Source organism: Lactobacillus sp. IBH004, from assembly GCF_026185255.2.
GTDB lineage: Bacteria > Bacillota > Bacilli > Lactobacillales > Lactobacillaceae > Lactobacillus > Lactobacillus melliventris.
In genome coordinates this window covers 582,458-598,656 of the sequence record NZ_CP110217.2, presented here as the reverse complement: position 1 = coordinate 598,656, position 16,199 = coordinate 582,458, and the positions used below count along the sequence as shown (strand labels likewise).

Annotated in this window: 15 protein-coding genes, 1 tRNA gene and 1 pseudogene; 2 read left to right on the top strand and 15 right to left on the bottom strand. The window is 36.7% G+C overall.

The window, feature by feature from the left end; all coding sequences use genetic code 11:
• Positions 1-19 precede the first annotated feature (19 nt).
• The 10 genes and pseudogenes from pcrA to LDX54_RS03065 form a co-directional block, all read right to left on the bottom strand.
• Positions 20-2,262: pseudogene (pcrA, locus tag LDX54_RS03110) on the bottom strand (DNA helicase PcrA).
• 78 nt (positions 2,263-2,340) lie between these two features.
• Positions 2,341-2,988 carry a glycoside hydrolase family 73 protein gene (locus LDX54_RS03105; protein WP_110445793.1) on the bottom strand — a complete coding sequence of 216 codons (648 nt, stop codon included), beginning with the start codon at positions 2,986-2,988 and terminating at the stop codon, positions 2,341-2,343.
• Positions 2,989-3,154: 166 nt separating this feature from the next.
• A tRNA-Leu gene (locus LDX54_RS03100) sits at positions 3,155-3,240 on the bottom strand.
• 73 nt (positions 3,241-3,313) lie between these two features.
• Positions 3,314-5,065 carry an ABC transporter ATP-binding protein gene (locus LDX54_RS03095; RefSeq protein ID WP_265666894.1) on the bottom strand — a complete coding sequence of 584 codons (1,752 nt, stop codon included), beginning with the start codon at positions 5,063-5,065 and terminating at the stop codon, positions 3,314-3,316.
• A gap of 77 nt (positions 5,066-5,142) precedes the next feature.
• Positions 5,143-5,823: a MarR family transcriptional regulator gene (locus LDX54_RS03090; RefSeq protein WP_265666895.1), complete on the bottom strand. Its 681-nt coding sequence runs from the start codon at positions 5,821-5,823 to the stop codon at positions 5,143-5,145.
• A gap of 116 nt (positions 5,824-5,939) precedes the next feature.
• Positions 5,940-6,395 carry a SprT family protein gene (locus tag LDX54_RS03085; protein WP_198202875.1) on the bottom strand — a complete coding sequence of 152 codons (456 nt, stop codon included), beginning with the start codon at positions 6,393-6,395 and terminating at the stop codon, positions 5,940-5,942.
• 1 nt (position 6,396) lies between these two features.
• Positions 6,397-7,095 (bottom strand): glycosyltransferase, encoded by a 699-nt coding sequence (locus LDX54_RS03080; RefSeq protein WP_198202797.1) that lies wholly within the window; start codon positions 7,093-7,095, stop codon positions 6,397-6,399.
• A 3-nt stretch (positions 7,096-7,098) separates the two neighbouring features.
• On the bottom strand, positions 7,099-8,529 hold the full coding sequence (locus LDX54_RS03075; protein WP_265666896.1) for an oligosaccharide flippase family protein: 1,431 nt from the start codon (positions 8,527-8,529) through the stop codon (positions 7,099-7,101).
• A gap of 10 nt (positions 8,530-8,539) precedes the next feature.
• Positions 8,540-9,679, bottom strand: a complete 1,140-nt coding sequence (locus tag LDX54_RS03070; protein WP_265666898.1) for a CDP-glycerol glycerophosphotransferase family protein — start codon at positions 9,677-9,679, stop codon at positions 8,540-8,542.
• 125 nt (positions 9,680-9,804) lie between these two features.
• Complete coding sequence (locus LDX54_RS03065) at positions 9,805-10,653, bottom strand: aldo/keto reductase (RefSeq protein ID WP_265666899.1); 849 nt, start codon at positions 10,651-10,653, stop codon at positions 9,805-9,807.
• Positions 10,654-10,932: 279 nt separating this feature from the next.
• On the opposite strand from LDX54_RS03065, the gene LDX54_RS03060 reads away from it, so the two are divergent.
• A complete protein-coding gene (locus tag LDX54_RS03060; protein ID WP_265666900.1) occupies positions 10,933-11,673 on the top strand; it encodes a type II CAAX endopeptidase family protein in 741 nt (246 codons plus the stop codon).
• A 193-nt stretch (positions 11,674-11,866) separates the two neighbouring features.
• Here LDX54_RS03060 and LDX54_RS03055 read toward each other — a convergent pair whose 3' ends face one another.
• The 5 genes from LDX54_RS03055 to LDX54_RS03035 all read right to left on the bottom strand — a co-directional run bounded on the left by LDX54_RS03055 (position 11,867) and on the right by LDX54_RS03035 (position 15,418).
• Entirely contained in the window at positions 11,867-12,400 is a 534-nt protein-coding gene (locus LDX54_RS03055) for a ClbS/DfsB family four-helix bundle protein (protein ID WP_046324516.1), read from the bottom strand.
• Between the two features lie 148 nt (positions 12,401-12,548).
• Entirely contained in the window at positions 12,549-13,202 is a 654-nt protein-coding gene (locus LDX54_RS03050; RefSeq protein ID WP_122025784.1) for an amino acid ABC transporter permease, read from the bottom strand.
• Positions 13,203-13,218: 16 nt separating this feature from the next.
• Positions 13,219-13,857: an amino acid ABC transporter permease gene (locus LDX54_RS03045; RefSeq protein ID WP_046324514.1), complete on the bottom strand. Its 639-nt coding sequence runs from the start codon at positions 13,855-13,857 to the stop codon at positions 13,219-13,221.
• Positions 13,854-14,669 carry a glutamate ABC transporter substrate-binding protein gene (locus LDX54_RS03040; RefSeq protein WP_265666901.1) on the bottom strand — a complete coding sequence of 272 codons (816 nt, stop codon included), beginning with the start codon at positions 14,667-14,669 and terminating at the stop codon, positions 13,854-13,856. The genes LDX54_RS03045 and LDX54_RS03040 overlap by 4 nt, the downstream gene beginning before the upstream one ends.
• An 11-nt stretch (positions 14,670-14,680) precedes the next feature.
• Positions 14,681-15,418: an amino acid ABC transporter ATP-binding protein gene (locus LDX54_RS03035; RefSeq protein WP_122025782.1), complete on the bottom strand. Its 738-nt coding sequence runs from the start codon at positions 15,416-15,418 to the stop codon at positions 14,681-14,683.
• A gap of 331 nt (positions 15,419-15,749) precedes the next feature.
• On the opposite strand from LDX54_RS03035, the gene LDX54_RS03030 reads away from it, so the two are divergent.
• On the top strand, positions 15,750-16,199 hold the full coding sequence (locus LDX54_RS03030) for a GAF domain-containing protein (protein ID WP_265666902.1): 450 nt from the start codon (positions 15,750-15,752) through the stop codon (positions 16,197-16,199).

Below are 16,199 nucleotides of genomic sequence, written 5' to 3'. Positions count from 1 at the left end.
TTTTTTATTTCTGCTTTTATTATACCTTTTTAATTGGTGCAAATGCTGCTAGAAGCCGCTTGATTCCCTTACCACTAAAAGCAATATCAAGTTCCATGTCTTCGCCTTTGCCGTTAACTTTAGTTACAACGCCTCTGCCCCAGGACTTATGCTCTACCTGGTCGCCGACATTCCAGCCTTTTTCTCTGCTCCCACTGCACCAGCCGGTTTAACTTTGGGAGTATAAACTTGTGCACGTGCCCGTTCATCACTGTTAGCAAAAGGTGCAGTTTCAGCTTGAAAGTTAGCACTAGTCAAGGTAATTGGGACGGAGTTTTCAATATTCAGATCGTCTTGATCAATTTCTGCCAAAAATCTGGAAGGAGGATTATTTTGCATTCTGCCATACATCATACGTGAGTAGGCATTGGTTAAAAACAGTTCGCGCTTAGCTCGGGTAATACCCACATAAGCCAATCTGCGCTCTTCTTCCAGCTGATCATCTTCCATCAAAGCGCGTGACAAAGGAAAAAGTCCATCTTCCATTCCCACTAAAAAGACTACTGGAAATTCCAGCCCCTTTGCGGCGTGTAATGTCATTAACGCAACTTGATCATCATTATTGGCCAAATCATCTTGGTCACTTAAAAGAGAAACCTCGGACAAAAAGTCACTCAATGCATTTTCAGCGTCATCGTTTTCTTCATATTCATCGTCAAAACGCTTAGTAACAGACAAAAATTCATCCAGGTTTTCTAATCTAGTCTCTGCTTCAATTGTATGTTCAGCTTTCAGGGCAGCAGTATAGCCAAAATCTTGCAGTATTTTTTCAGTCAGACCAGTAACTGTATGATCTTTAGCAAAGTTAATCGCATCGCGTAATTTAGCGCCAAAATCACTCAGTCTGGCGCCTGCCCGAGCAGTAACGCCCGACATACTAATGTGATCAAAGGCTCCTAAAATTGATAAACCGTTATCACGGGCAAAGTCCATAAAACGCCGCACACTAACTGGTCCAATACCGCGCTTAGGGGTGTTAATAATCCGGTTGAAACTCATGGAATCACTGGGATTAGCTACTAACTTTAAATAAGCCATAATATCCATGATTTCTTTTCTATCATAGAATTTATGCCCACCAACAATTTGGTAAGGAACATTTGACTTAACAAAGGACTCCTCAACTGTTCTGGATTGCGCATTAGTGCGGTATAATACCGCAAAATCGTGGTAAGAGCGCTTTTTCTCTTTTACCTCTTCTTGAATTTTGGCAATAAGAAAGTGCGCTTCATCGTCGCCACTTTGGGCGCGATAATAAGTTACTTTTGCACCTTCACCTTGGTCCGTCCACAGCTTTTTGGCTTTGCGGTTACGATTATTCTTAATTACGGCATTAGCAGCTGCTAAAATATGACCAGTTGAACGGTAATTTTGCTCCAGTTTGACAGTTTGCACGCCATCATCATGATAGTCCTGCTCAAAATTCATAATGTTTTCCATGTTGGCACCGCGCCAGCCATAGATTGACTGATCAGCATCACCGACAACACAGATATTTTTATATTGTGCAGCTAAAGCATGACACAGTTCGTATTGTGCCTGGTTGGTATCCTGGTATTCATCTACCAGTAAATAACGAAATTTATTTTGATAATAATGTAAAACTGTCGGAGCCTTTTTGAATAAAACCAGAGTTTGCATAATCAAATCATCAAAGTCCATAATTTGATCATTCTTTAGGCGTTTTTGATACTCCTGATACACTTGAGCAGTTATTTTTTCAAAAGGTGAGGCAGCGCTGGCTGAAAATGCATTTGGAGTAAGTAAATCATTTTTGCCATTGGAAATGGCAGACAAAATCCTCCGTGGTTCATACATTTTGGGATTAATATTTTGCTCTTTTTGAATATGTTTAATTAAAGTGAGCTGTTCAGCTGAATCAGCAATCGAAAAATTACTGCTATAACCAATTTTTTCAGCATCCCGTCTTAATATGCGGACACAAAGAGCATGAAAAGTCGACATCCAGATACCGTCAGCCTGCTGTCCCAATAACTTATATTCACGCTCTTTCATTTCAGTAGCAGCTTTATTGGTAAAAGTAATAGCCAAAATATTCCAAGGCGCGATCCCTTTTTCAGCAACTAGATAAGCAATTCGCCGCGTTAGCACGGACGTTTTCCCAGAACCCGCTCCAGCAACGACTAACAAAGGCCCTTCTGTAATCTGTACTGCTTTTTTTTGCTGTGGATTTAAACCCTTTAAAATTGATTCTACGCTCATTCTGAATCCTCTCACCCCAAATTTTATAACTCTTCTATTGTACCAAAAATCGTAGCCTTATTTGTTACCCTGTGCATTCTATTTATCAAAACGGTCAAGATTGTATTCTTCAATTAATTTAATCAGTTTGTCCGCATAATCAGGGTCGGTGGCATAGCCGTCTTTGACTAAAGCATGAGCCTGAGCCTCATAATTTTTGGCTGCCAGAACGTGCCGGTACTGCTTGGCATCCCAAGTTGTCCCTTTTTGGAACAAGCGCGCATGTGCCCTGATTGAAGCTTCATAAGAGTCATAAATTTGAAAACGAGCTTTAATTTCAATCCATTTACCTTTTTCAAATTCTTTGGTTTTTAAGACAGCAGAAGTATTAGGGTTATTGCCTTTGACGCCAAAGAGGTTATTGTATTTTTGGGAAAGATCGCTTTTACCATAATCACTTTCGAGACAGGCTTGAGCAATTGTGATACTAGGTAAAAGATCAAAAGATTTATCCACTTCTTTAGCTATCGGGCCAATTTCGCGGATAAAGGCCTTATGCTGTCTGATAATCTTTTGCCTTGCCTCTTCACGCGCAAGCTGCTCTTGTCTAATCTGTTCAGACTGAATTGCCTGCCTACGATAATAACGAAAAGCCACAAAAGCAATTATTAACAAAAATAAAATAATAAAAGTGCGCATAATGATTGCTGTATTAGATAACTTCTTGCTTCTTCGTTTTCTCGCCATTTGTTTTCCCTTGCTTTAAAAAATCTCTTCTTAAGTATAACCTCTCTTAATTATAAAACTATGCAACATAATTAATTTTTAAAATAAAGTTAGTTGGTTGCAAAATAAATCTGCTCAAAAATAAATTAAGCACAAAAAAATGGAGCCAAAGCTCCATTAAAGCAAATGCGGGCAAGAAGACTCGAACTTCCACGATCTAAAAGCGATCACAAGATCCTTAGTCTTGCGCGTCTGCCATTCCGCCATGCCCGCAACACATTCAATACTATAACCCAAAATTGAATTTAGCACAAGAGTTTTCTTAATCATTTTTATTTAAAAGCGGTTAATTTACCATCTGCTCGGTGACATACTTAGCGTATAAACTATGCTTTTGCATCAATTCGTGGTGGGTTCCATGGCCTGTAACCTTACCGTGTTCTATAAAATATATTTGATCGGCATTAACAATCGTCGCCAGTCGGTGCGCAATTACCAAAGTAGTTCTGTTAACCATCAGTTTATCGAGTGCTTGTTGCACTTTTCCCTCTGATTCTGAATCGAGACTCGCAGTAGCTTCATCCAGCATTAAAATCTTGGGATCACGTAAAAAAGCTCGGGCAATAGCTAAGCGTTGCTTTTGACCACCAGAGAGCTTAATTCCGCGCTCACCTATTTCAGTCTCCATCTGATCAGGAAATTCACGGACAAATTGGTCCGCATAAGCCAAAGAAAGTCCATGCCAAAGATCTTCATCGGTCATCTTTTTAGTTAAACCATAAACCAGGTTTTCCCGAATTGTACCAGAAAAAATAGCACTATTTTGAGAAACATAGCCTATTTGGCAGCGCCAATTTGCCAGGTCAATATCTTGGATATCCTGCTTCCCAATAGTAATTTTGCCACTATCCGGTTGGTAAAACCGCTCTAGTAATGCAAAAATAGTTGACTTCCCGCCACCGCTGGGACCAGCAAAAGCAATCACAGAATTGGGTCGTGAAACAAATGAAATTGACTGTAAAACTGGTTCATTTTTCACATAGCTGAAATTCAGATTTTGTGCAGTTAAAGTTTTATTAGTTAAATCGCAGGTCTGTTGACCCAAATTCTTTTCGGGCTCTATTCGTAAAATTTCTTGGATACGTTCAGTTGAGCCTAAGGCTTTTTGAATCTGGGAGAAAAAGGTGGCAAAATTGGCAACAGGGCCAATAACATTAAATAAGTACAGTAAAAAGGCCACTAATGAACCACTTGTTAAAGAACCTTGACCAACGCGAATAATGCCAAAAGCCAAAATGCCGGCAAAAGCAGCCATCATCAAGGTCATAATGATTGGCTGTAAAACAGCTTCGACGCGTGCGTCTAAAACTCCAATGGTGAAAATTTTATTGATTCGGTGATTACCAGCTTCCTGCTCATGTTTTTCGCCGTTACTGGATTTAATTAAGCGGACCTCAGATAGTTTTTCACTGACCTCACCATTAAATTTGGCTGTTTCCGCTTGTAGTTTCCGACCTAGTCTCACCATTATGCGACCAACCGGTAATAAAATTACTACCACAATAGGAACTACGACAAACATTAAGGTGGCCATTTCCCAATCCATCACAAATAAAATGATTAATGAGAAAAATAATTGGATTGCGCCGGTAATAAAATTAGGAAACTGTGAAGCCAGTAAATCTTTTATTATTCCAGTATCATTGACTAGTCGCGAGCTGCTTTCACCCACTTTATTAGCATCAAAATAAGTAACAGGTAATTTTAACAGGTGAGCCCATAAGCGTTCACGCAGGGTCTTGACTACGCTTTCACCAAAATAGCGCAGTACATATCCGCCCAAAGTTCCTAAAACTAGCTGCAACACAAAAACTACAATGATAATAATTAAACTTGAATAATTAAAGTTATCCCATTTACTAGTGTCCACCAGCTGCCTGGTTAATAAAGGTAATGCTAAATTGGCTGCACTTGTGACAAGACTAAGTAGTAAACCAATTATGAACAAAGACTTTTTCACATTTAAACTTTTTAGCAGGTCTAAAAAGTCACTAATTTTAACATTTTGCTTTCCATCTTTACGTGACCCAAATGCCATAAAAGATACCGGCTTTCCTTATTTAGACTAAATAAAAAAGTTTTTCAATAATTGAAAAACTTTAATCATGTTGCTAATTATAAATCTTCATCTTCATTATGCCAAAATTTTCGCCAAAAGTCGCGGTCATAACCGTGCATCTTATCATAATTGCAATAATTTCTGTTAAAATCTTCGCGAGGGCAGTCATGATGGTAGTGATGCCGTTCATGCATATGATGACACATAGCGCGCATATCTGATCTTGAAAAATGATGCTCAGCAGCATATTCACGCCATTTTTTAATTCTTTCCATTCGATAGGCCGGATCAACAAAAGAACTGGCTTTATCCTTAAAATCATCATCCCAGCCCGCAGCAATTTTTGCTAAATACTGACCGAATTGGTCTTGCTCTTCCGCAGTCAAACCAGCAAAAAACGGTGCAGTATCTTGCTTGGCCTTTTGTTCGGCTAACTTTGCGGCCTTTTCTTTGCCATTTTCTGTAAGGTAAACTCGTTTAACCCGTTTATCCTGCTCATCAACTTTACGTCGAATATCGCCTTTTAACTCCATTTTTTTCAATAATTCTGCTAAAGACCCGGGTTTCAAAGCCAAAATTTCAGCTAAATAATTTTGGGTTAGGCCGTCTTCCAACTTTAAGATTGCTAAAACTCGTTTTTGACCAGATATCGGCTCTTTATTCTGAAACATGTAGTAGCGACTGGCACGCATAATAAAATGAAGTTGTTTCATTAATTGATCACTTGCTTGACTCATATTAAGCTCCTTTAATAAAATAATAAAAAGTTAGGTACCTAATATATTTTATAAGATAATTATAGTTTGGTACCTAACATTTTGTCAAACAAAAAAACTGAAAAATTGTTTTTAATTCATCTGTGGTTAACCAGCTTCAATTTACCTTTACAATGACCACACGCATATCGTCGTAAATCTAGCCAGCGAACTCGCCAATATTTTTGTCCGCAAACTGTGCAAACGTATAAGTATTTTGCTTTGCTTTTGCGTCTGAGACCAATATCCGGTGCATACCTTGAACCACCAACTTTATTAAGTAAAACTTTAAAATCATGGTCTTGATGACGATATCCTCTGTGATTTAAATGTAAGTGGTAATGCGTCAATTCGTGCTTAATTATGCCAATCAATTCTTGATAATATTGCGGCACTAAAAAATGCGCATTAATTTCAATGTGGTGATCATCTAAATGATACCGACCACCAGTTGTTGTCATGCGCTTATTAATTTTTACTTGGTGCTTAAACTGTCTGCCAAAATATTTAAGAGAAATTTCTTGCACCAGGTTCTGTAATTCTTCTTCAGTCAGATTATCTGAAAACTTTGGCATATAGTGCTGCCTCTTTTTTCGTTTTGATCCTGACTTTCAGAGCTGTCACTATTTTTCTTTTCAGTGGCTTAGCTCCTTCCATCCATGTTCCGGTAAAAACATGGATGGTCTTTGACTGCGCAGAAGGATTACAAAGTACGCCATCCGGATAAACGTGTATACCGGTCTGCAATTGCTGCTCCTTGTTATTAGGCTGAGCACCATATTTATTTTTTAAAATGTCAGATACGGAAACAGTATTAACTCCTGCTAATTGGTCTTGTTTGTCAAACGTAAAATTACGGTCATCATAATAAGAAAGCATGTCTTTAATCAGTGGGTGACCTTTTTCCGCTCCAAATACTGCTGTAAAAGGATTTTCCTTATTTTCAAAGCCGACAAAAGCTTTATTATTTAACAAATCGTGTAAATTATCCAAAACCAAAACATCCGTATCCAGATAGATACCGCCCATTTCATAGACTGCTTTAGCTCGAATGTAATCTGAAACAAAGGCCCATTTTTTAGCTTGATATGCTTGTTCTACATATTTATTTTCGTGAATATCAAAATTGTGTTCGTTCCATTCAATAATTTGATAATCCTGCAAGTGTTTTGACCAGGTCTTCATGCAACGCTGAATATTTTGTGGTTTAGGGTTACCCCCTACCCACACATAATGAATTATTTTGGGAATCATTTATTAACCTCTGGTAAAAAATTTTTTCAATAATAAAATTATGTCTTGGTTAAAATCGAGTTTTAATAAAAACATTAACGCGATATATAAAACAAACATAATGATCGATTTGCAGAGCATATTAAGAAATGCCGAAGCAAACATTTGGGGTAAAAGAAGACCCACTGCCAAAACAATAACGGCAATTATAAAATACTTAGGAATTTCACGAAAAGAGTATTTAAAATCATAACCATCCCGCACAATCCACAAACGCAAAAGTAAAACTATAAACTCGGTTATTAAAATTGCTATCATAGCACCTGTTGCACCATACAGTTGATCCAGAAAATAGCTTAATATTACTTCCAAGAAAGCACCAACTATGACTGGAATGGCATAATCGCGATCTCGATGATTGGCAAGCGCAAATTGATTAGCGAATACTCCGCCAGTTGGAATCATAATGATAGTGAGAGTAAAGAAAAACATCAATGGCGTCATAGGAATGAATTTATGACCGAAAAAGAAGGGTACAAATTCCTTGGTATTAGCCATAATAATAACTGCAAACAAAGTTCCCAGCATCACTGTCGCTTCAAGGGACTTTTTTAAAACTATCCGTTGTTCTTTTTTCCCCTCACCAGCCATTTTAGGCATGATTACCAAGGATATACTAGTGACGATCCCCAAAACCATGTTAGAAATTCTTTGGGAATTGTCATAAAAGGCAACCTGCGTCGAATTTTGAAAGAGACCCAAGATAGGTTTATCGAGAGAAGTATAAATTTGGGTAGCAATTTGCGGTATTAAAAGGGTAATGATTGCTTTAACAGTTGCGCGGTATTGATAGAAATGTCTGACCGGTCCACCAACATAGCGGTGAATGTCAAACCAAAAAACAAATGAACCCAGCATTGTTGAAACTGACATGATCAACATGTACTTCCAGAGATCGCCTGGATTTTTTACCCATAATAAGATCAGAATGACAGAAACCAGCTTAACCGCAGTATTTTTTAACACAACACGACCAAAATCAGCTAATCCCTGAAAAAACCACGAAATATCAACTTGAGCGGAAATAAGATATGGCACCATTAATAGTAAATATTGACCGTACTTAATCTTAAAAAAGCTGGTAACAGCAATTACTATCACTATTGTGACGAATCCAGCTATGGCCTGAAAATACCATAAGCCCCAAAAGGCCTTGGTTAAATCCTGCTCGCTGCCAAAGGCTCTAATCTGAGAAATTGTCCTCATCCCAATATAGGACACTGAAAGAGTACAGAAAATCATTAAAAACTGAACAATATTATTGACGTTGCTGTATATCCCATATGTTTTGGGACCTAAAATTCTTGAAAGATAGGGAACTGTTATTAACGGTACTAATACCAGAAAAATTTGGTAAACCGCATTATACAGAATGTTTAAAAAAGTTCTTTTCACAACTTACCCTCTAAATACTCTTTAACAACTGAACTACATTTGCGCAACTTGATTGGTCTTGAACCTGATTTGTTAATTCTAACCAGTAACGACGTTTCGCCCCGTAGCGATCGGGCCTTGTAAGCGCTTGCAAGAGTTCTTGCTGTGTCTTTACACATATTCCAGGTACAATTTCTTCATAAGGTCCCATTAAAAGGCCACGCTTTTCTTCGTATTGCCGTAAATAATTGGTTATAAATATTATCGGCTTATCAATATTTAAATAATCAAAATAAATTGAGGAAAAATCTGTAATCAGAAAAGCAGTATTACCCAAAAGCTCATAAAGGTCAATATCTTGCTGATATAAATAATCATTATTAAGAAAGGCAATATTAGAATAATCACTCTGCAAATGCTTAAAAAGTTTCATTTCATAAGGATGCAGCTTCACTACTAAATATTGGTGATTCTTTTTTAACGAATCATTTAACTGCTCAGTGTTAAAGTCAGACAGCGTTAAAAAATTACCCTGTTGAACCTGCTTCATAATTTGACTGTCTTCCATTTCATAACGAAATGTTGGCATATAAATACCAATTTGCGCCTCATCATCCTCGGTTTTAAATAAATCACCAAGTAGCTGTTTTTTACTAATAACTGGGTTTTTCAAAGCATCAATACGAGGAAAACCCGCTTTGTGATACTTATTAGATTCAATTCCGCAGCAGGCACTCATTAAGCTTTCATATAAATCGCTGCTTGAGCAAACTATATCAGCATTCTTTTGCCACAACTTAGCATTGCGCTGGTCAACCTTGGAACTAGTATTATTAGCCATGAAGCCCATGCGTTTAAGTGGTATACCATGCCAAAATTGGATATTAACCTGCCTGGCATGAACTTTGAACGGCTGATGTGTGGTGAACACAAATTTCGCTGCCCCAATTTTTCGCCAAGTTTTAAGTGGCAAATGTGACGATGGCCAAGGTTCTACAATAGTAACCTCATATTCGGGATGGCTTTTTTGTAAATATTTACCAAACAGATAGCCATTGGAGCCAGAACGACCTGCACCATTAAGAACAACCACTTTATTACTTTGTATTGGTGTAAAACGAGCAATTATTTTCATTGCCAACAAATATAAACGAAATAAAAAACTTTTCATTATTTAACTTCCCAATTTATTACCTAGTATAAGGGTACAGAAAAAGCCTGAGATAACTCAAGCTTTTTTACTTTATTTTTTAGTTTTTTAATGATTATTGCTTATAAGGACAATTAAAACTCGTTTTAATAAATTGCCAGGGGCTCTTTGTGTTCAGGCTTAGGATATGCCTTTTCTAAAATTTGCAAGTCTTCTGGGGTTAACTCAATATCTAACGCTTTCAGGTTGGATAATAAATGCTTTGAGCTACTGCTCTTTGGTATTGCCAAAACATCGGGCTGTTGCATGACCCAGGCAAGTAAAATTTGATAAGTACTTGCCTTGTGTTCCTCAGCAACTTGTAAAACAGCCTCGTTTTTCATCATTGTGCTGCCCATTTTTGGTCCACGTCCTAAAGGACTATAAGCAATTAGTGGAATGTGATGCTCTCTTTGCCAAGGTAAAAGACTATATTCAATTCCCCTGGTTTCTAAATTATATAAGTCCTCATTAACTACACAATTTTGGCCTTCCGGCAGTTGCCATAATTCTTCCATATCGTCTATATCAAAGTTCGATACGCCCCAAGAGCGAATTAGTCCCTCATTTTGTAAAGCTTGCAATTCAGAAACGGTCTCAGATAAAGGTACCATTCCCCGCCAATGATATAGATATAAATCCAGATAATCAGTTTGGAGCCTTTGCAAACTGTTTTGCAAACTTTGCCGCATTTTTGATCTAGACGCATTTTGCGGTAAAACTTTAGAAATCAAGAAGATTTTTGCGCGTTGATATGGTTTAATGGCTTCCCCCACCAACTCTTCAGAGCGACCATTTCCGTACATTTCAGCGGTGTCAATCACACTTAAGCCTGCATCAAGACCGGCTCTAATTGCTGCTATTTCTTCATCTCGAAGTTTAGGATCATCTCCTATTTCCCAAGTACCTATTCCCAGCGCTGGTAATACTTGACTATTAATTGTAACTTTTTTCATATAATGAACCTTCTTAATTAGTTAAATAAATATATTTTGAGATATAAAGTTGATGACTGCTGGTTTTAAATTTAATATAAAACAAATTAAAATACTGTTAGCTTCCAAAGATAATTGTAGCACTTAGCCAGAAAGTTTATTAATTTATAGGTTATTTTTGAATTTTAACGCAAGGCAATTTAGCTAAAAATTAAATTTACTTTGTGATGCTTTCACAAGCCAGCAAATTGTCTTTTGCAAAATAACAATATAAAATCAAAAACAAAAGGAAGAATAAACATGGTTAACAATTTAAATAGTTCATATAAATTATCTGGTAAAAAATGGCTGATAATATTGCTCTCAAATTTAATAGCATACTGCTGTTTGATTATGCCAGGTGTGCAAATCCCGGATTCTCTAATTTTTGACGAAAATCATCCCACTTTAATAGCAGCAGGCTTTCAAATCTTAGTAGTAACTGTCTTTCTGATAATTCAAATAATCGGAGTGCAAATTGCTACTGGGAGTAAATGGCAGCAATTATTTCATACTCCTCGTGCCAAAGAATGGCTTTGGGTTCTAGTCTTTTTCATTTTAGCTTATTTCGTATCCGTTGTTTCAGGAGCGATTTCTCAGAAGTTGTTTGGTGCTGTTTCCGGAAATGCAGCCGCAGGATTAACTATGAGTACACCCCACGTTTGGCTCATTTTCATTTATCAGCGCTTCAGCAGTGCGATTCAAATATTAGGTGAAGAGTTTTTAGCAATTATGCCACTGTTAGCTGTGACCCAATTAGCTGATTCTATGCACATGCCACACCCGCTTTTCTGGGGCAATATTGCTTCAGCTTTAATATTTGCTTTACTTCATTTGTCAACTTATGATTACAATTTGGGCTATGTTATTTTAGGATTAGCATTTACACGTCTGGTTTTAAACTGGGCTTTTATCAAAACCCACAATATTTGGGTAAGCTTCTTAGTCCATTTCTTGTTCGATACATTAGCTTTCCTAGTTTTATTATTAGTAACAAAGTAAAAATAATTATTGACTAACAAAAAAATGATAGCCGTTGAACGTAGTTCCAGCTATCATTTTTTATTTTGTAAAACATTAAAGCAAAAATTAATTTCTACTGCTGCAAATAATAAAAGTAAGGGTAAAACAATGAACATTAAAAAAATGGTCAGTACTTTCAGAGCAATGCTAATCTTTATGCTTTTAGTTACATTTATTTCAATGATCTTTGATATTTACGCAACTTTTTCAGCGCCCACTCATAATGACTGGAAGTATTTGCAATAAAGTACGTACCTAAAGCGTTTGTTCCGGTCCAGGGAAATACATTCTTTTGAAAAAGTTGATCGTCAGTAAAAGTATCAAGCAATGCCATTGTTTGCTTATGACTTTCTGCCAATAATTTTTCAGCTTCATCTAGCGGAGTAGATTGGTGCTTTTCCCAAAATTGCTGATTCATTTCACCATAATTGCGCCAATTGTACCCTTCTGGTAAAAATTCTTGTGCATGACCGGCCTGATTGTTTTTAACCCATTCCAGTAATAATCTCTGCCATTCATATAAATGGATCAACACGTCACGAACATTGCGATCTCTTTTCCAATGGGCTTCTTTTAATTTACTAGTATCAAAGTTGAAGCTACCTGTGCGAGCATCTTCCGGCAACTTAGAAATCAAAGCAACAATCTTTTGGTAAGATGCATTACTTGCATCTATTAATTCTTGTTTGGTTTTAGGACGAGGCATAAGTTCTCCCTTTTAAATTTAGTTTTTATCTTTATAGTATTTTAACATATATGATTATCTAATAATAAATATTTCTAGCAGCTTCTTAAATACTAAAAAAAGCACCTCACAATTAGTGAAATGCTTTAGATAATAAAACGATCTTCCTTTAAGACAAGTGCTTACCAATCACATTACCAATAATTGATAATGTAAAACAAACAGCAAAATATAAAACCGCAAGTGCAGCAAACATTGGTAAGATATAGTTTGCATCTTGTCCGTAAATAACTTGTGCATGTTGCATCATTTCAGGAACAACAATAATCGTTGCTAGAGATGTATCCTTAATGAGGGAAACAAACTGACTAATAATTGCAGGAACCATATTTTTATAAGCTTGTGGCAAAACAACATGCCATAGTGCTTGTACAAATGACATCCCTGTAGACCGTGCCCCTTCCATTTGACCAACAGAAACAGACTGAATACCTGAACGTACAATTTCAGCAATCATACTCGATTCGAAAACAGTCATGGCGATTATCGCTGCTGGAATTGTTTCTGGTCTTAAGCCAAAGTTAGGTAGTCCAAAGTAAGTAAAGAAGATAATTAGAAGTAACGGAATATTACGAATAATATCAATTACAAAACCAACAATCTGTGAAACATACTTTATTTTAGAATACCTGATTATGCCTAAAATTGAGCCAAAAATGAAACTTAAGATAACTGAAATTACTGAAATATAAATAGTTACCCAGAGGCCCATTAACAAAAAGCGCACATTAAGCCATGAAAAGGCATTAATCCAATTTTGCATTTTCTAATACCTCCTTCTAACCTAATTTCTTTTCTAAGTGTCGCATGTAGTAGCTAATTGGCAAAGTAACGATCAGGTATAAAACACCTACAACTAAATAACTGTTAATGGTGTCAAAAGTAGTAGACGCAATTGAGTTTGCCTGGTACATCAAATCAAACCCTGCAACAAAGGCTAAAACTGAAGAGTTTTTAACTAAGTTAACGAATTGATTACCTAAAGGCGGAATTACTATTTTAAATGCCTGAGGCAAAATAATGTAACGCATTGCCTGCCAATAGGTCATACCGGTTGATCTGGCTCCCTCCATTTGCCCGTTAGAGACCGATTGAATACCTGAACGAATTGTCTCCGCAATAAAGGCAGAAGTATAGAGTGTTAAGCCAATAGTTCCTGCAGTAAAGCCATTGATTTTGACAACATACATCGGAATTACTAAATAGAAAAACATAGTGATTACAAGCAAAGGAATGTTACGCATAATTTCTACATATGCATGGCCAATTACACGCATTACTTTACTTGGAAGAACTTCCATAATTGCAAAAATTGTTCCAATTATTAAACTGAAAAATAGAGCAATTACACTAGATAATACTGTCCAGCCTAAGCCTACAAATAGCTGGCTGCTGAATTTTGAAAAAATATTAATCATCGGCGATACAGCTCCTTATACTTAAATCCTGGAACGTCGCCAAACCACTTTTTAATTAAGCGATTATATTCACCGTTACGCTGCATTTCAAGTACTGCCTTGTCTACAGCTTCAGTAAATGAGGTTTGTCCCTTATTAACCGCAACACCGTAAGGTTCAACAGTAAAAGTGCCACCACGAACTTCGTAGCCCGGGTTCTGCACTGCCAAACCAAATAAAATTCCGTTATCAGTAGTAAGAGCATCTCCCTGATGTGACTTCAATGCATTCATTGCCTGAGCATAATCCTGCAATTCGATCACTTTAGCTTTGGGAGCTACCTTTTTTATGTTTGCAACCGAGTTGGCACCCACAACACCAATAACCGTCTTACCATTTAGATCTTTTGTACTTTTAATTGAAGAATCCTTAGGAACTAAAAGCGATTGACCAGCATCAAAGTATGACTTTGAAAAAGAAATAATCTTTTTACGCTCTGGCGTAATCGACATCGTAGCAATTACCGCATCCACGTTACCATTCTTCAAAAGTGGAATTCTGGATTGAGAGGTTGTAGTGACAAATTCTGCCTTACCCTGAGGACCTAAAATATGCTTCGTAATATGTTTAGCCATATCAACGTCAAAACCTTTTTGCTGGCCATCACGAACATCGATTAAGCCGAAAAGCTTAACGTCACCTTTAACACCCCAAACAATCGTATTAGATTGCTTAGCATTTTTTAAAACGGATTGATCATTAACGCTTTTACCACAGCCGGTTAACATTAAAATACATGCCAATAAAGGAAGTAGCCAAAATTTCTTTTTCATAATTGGCCTCCTTAGTGAGAAATAATTTTACTCAAAAATTGTTGTGCCCGCTCCGTCTTTGGCTGTTTAAAGAAGCTCTCGCTATCATCATCCTCAACAATCCGACCCTGATCCATGAAGATAACTCTATTAGCCACCTCTTTGGCAAAGCCCATTTCGTGAGTAACGATTAATGAAGTCATACCACTTTCGTTGGTAACTTTCTTCATAACTTGTAAAACATCATCAATCATTTCCGGATCAAGAGCAGAAGTTGGTTCATCATATAAGATAAGCTTTGGCTTCATTGCCAGAGTTCGTGCTATTGCAACACGCTGCTTTTGACCACCAGAAATCTGTGAAGGCATATTATGTGCCCATTTGCGTAACCCAACCATATCGAGCAAGTCTAACGCCTGTTTTTTATTTTCCTCTTCAGGAATATGACTTACTATTCTAGGTGCCAGCATAATATTTTCCAATACGTCTTTATTCTTGTACAAATTAAAGTGCTGGAAAACCATCCCAACATCACTACGTAAAATATTGAGATTAGTCTTTGGGTCAGAAAGATCGTGACCGTTAACTACCAACTTACCCTTCTGGATTGATTCAAGTCCATTAACGGTCCGTACAAGTGTACTTTTACCAGAACCGGATGGCCCGATCAGAACCACCGTTTCACCTTGATCAATCTGTAAATTAATGTCGTGCAGTGCATGAAAATGGCCATAAAATTTTTGCACGTTATGGAACTCTATCATCGACATTGTCATCGCCCCTTTCATAATCAATGCATGAAATAATAAGTTGTAGTTTCTATTTTACTATAACGGTTAAGAATTTTAAAAGTGATACAGTTTTTTTAATAAAAATTTAGACAAAGCTCTGTTTGATTCACGTCAAACTAAAAGTCTGTTAGTGCCTGCCATATAAGCAAACAATAAATAATGATGGCTATATTGTATGTTCAATACTAATATTTTTTTGTCAAAAAAAGCAATTATCATTAAAAATATCTGTGAGAAATTTATTTTGAATTACAGATTGGCACTTTTAAAAAGAGCTAAACTAGCTTACACTTTCATTAGGAGAATACTTATGGATAAAATAAAAGATTACAAGTTAATTTTGAAACAGGCTGATAATTTGCTCCAAAATGAGCATGATTTAATTGCCAATATGAGTAACATCAGTTCGCTGCTTTACAATAGCTTACCTGATGTTAGTTATGCAGGTTTCTATCGTTTTAAAGATAAAGAATTAATTTTAGGACCATTTCAGGGACCTATTGCTTGCATGCATATTCCAATCGGAAAGGGAGTTTGCGGTGTAGCTGCCAAAACTCAGCAAATTCAAATTGTGCCCAATGTTCACGAATTTTCCGGTCATATTGCGTGTGATGCTGCTACAAATTCTGAAATTGTCGTTCCGCTTATCAAAAATAACAGCTTACTTGCAGTTCTTGACCTTGACAGCAATAGTTTCAACAGATTTGATCAAATTGATGCTGAATATTTACCAAAAATAGCTAATCTTGTTTCAAAATAA

Excerpts from the sequence above, each read along its gene's own strand:
- LDX54_RS03105 (WP_110445793.1), bottom strand. The coding sequence starts at position 2,988 with ATGGCGAGAAAACGAAGAAGCAAGAAGTTATCTAATACAGCAATCATT.
- LDX54_RS03095 (WP_265666894.1), bottom strand. The coding sequence starts at position 5,065 with ATGGCATTTGGGTCACGTAAAGATGGAAAGCAAAATGTTAAAATTAGT.
- LDX54_RS03090 (WP_265666895.1), bottom strand. The coding sequence starts at position 5,823 with ATGAGTCAAGCAAGTGATCAATTAATGAAACAACTTCATTTTATTATG.
- LDX54_RS03080 (WP_198202797.1), bottom strand. The coding sequence starts at position 7,095 with ATGATTCCCAAAATAATTCATTATGTGTGGGTAGGGGGTAACCCTAAA.
- LDX54_RS03070 (WP_265666898.1), bottom strand. The coding sequence starts at position 9,679 with ATGAAAAGTTTTTTATTTCGTTTATATTTGTTGGCAATGAAAATAATT.
- LDX54_RS03065 (WP_265666899.1), bottom strand. The coding sequence starts at position 10,653 with ATGAAAAAAGTTACAATTAATAGTCAAGTATTACCAGCGCTGGGAATA.
- LDX54_RS03060 (WP_265666900.1), top strand. The coding sequence starts at position 10,933 with ATGGTTAACAATTTAAATAGTTCATATAAATTATCTGGTAAAAAATGG.
- LDX54_RS03055 (WP_046324516.1), bottom strand. The coding sequence starts at position 12,400 with ATGCCTCGTCCTAAAACCAAACAAGAATTAATAGATGCAAGTAATGCA.
- LDX54_RS03050 (WP_122025784.1), bottom strand. The coding sequence starts at position 13,202 with ATGCAAAATTGGATTAATGCCTTTTCATGGCTTAATGTGCGCTTTTTG.
- LDX54_RS03045 (WP_046324514.1), bottom strand. The coding sequence starts at position 13,857 with ATGATTAATATTTTTTCAAAATTCAGCAGCCAGCTATTTGTAGGCTTA.
- LDX54_RS03040 (WP_265666901.1), bottom strand. The coding sequence starts at position 14,669 with ATGAAAAAGAAATTTTGGCTACTTCCTTTATTGGCATGTATTTTAATG.
- LDX54_RS03035 (WP_122025782.1), bottom strand. The coding sequence starts at position 15,418 with ATGTCGATGATAGAGTTCCATAACGTGCAAAAATTTTATGGCCATTTT.
- LDX54_RS03030 (WP_265666902.1), top strand. The coding sequence starts at position 15,750 with ATGGATAAAATAAAAGATTACAAGTTAATTTTGAAACAGGCTGATAAT.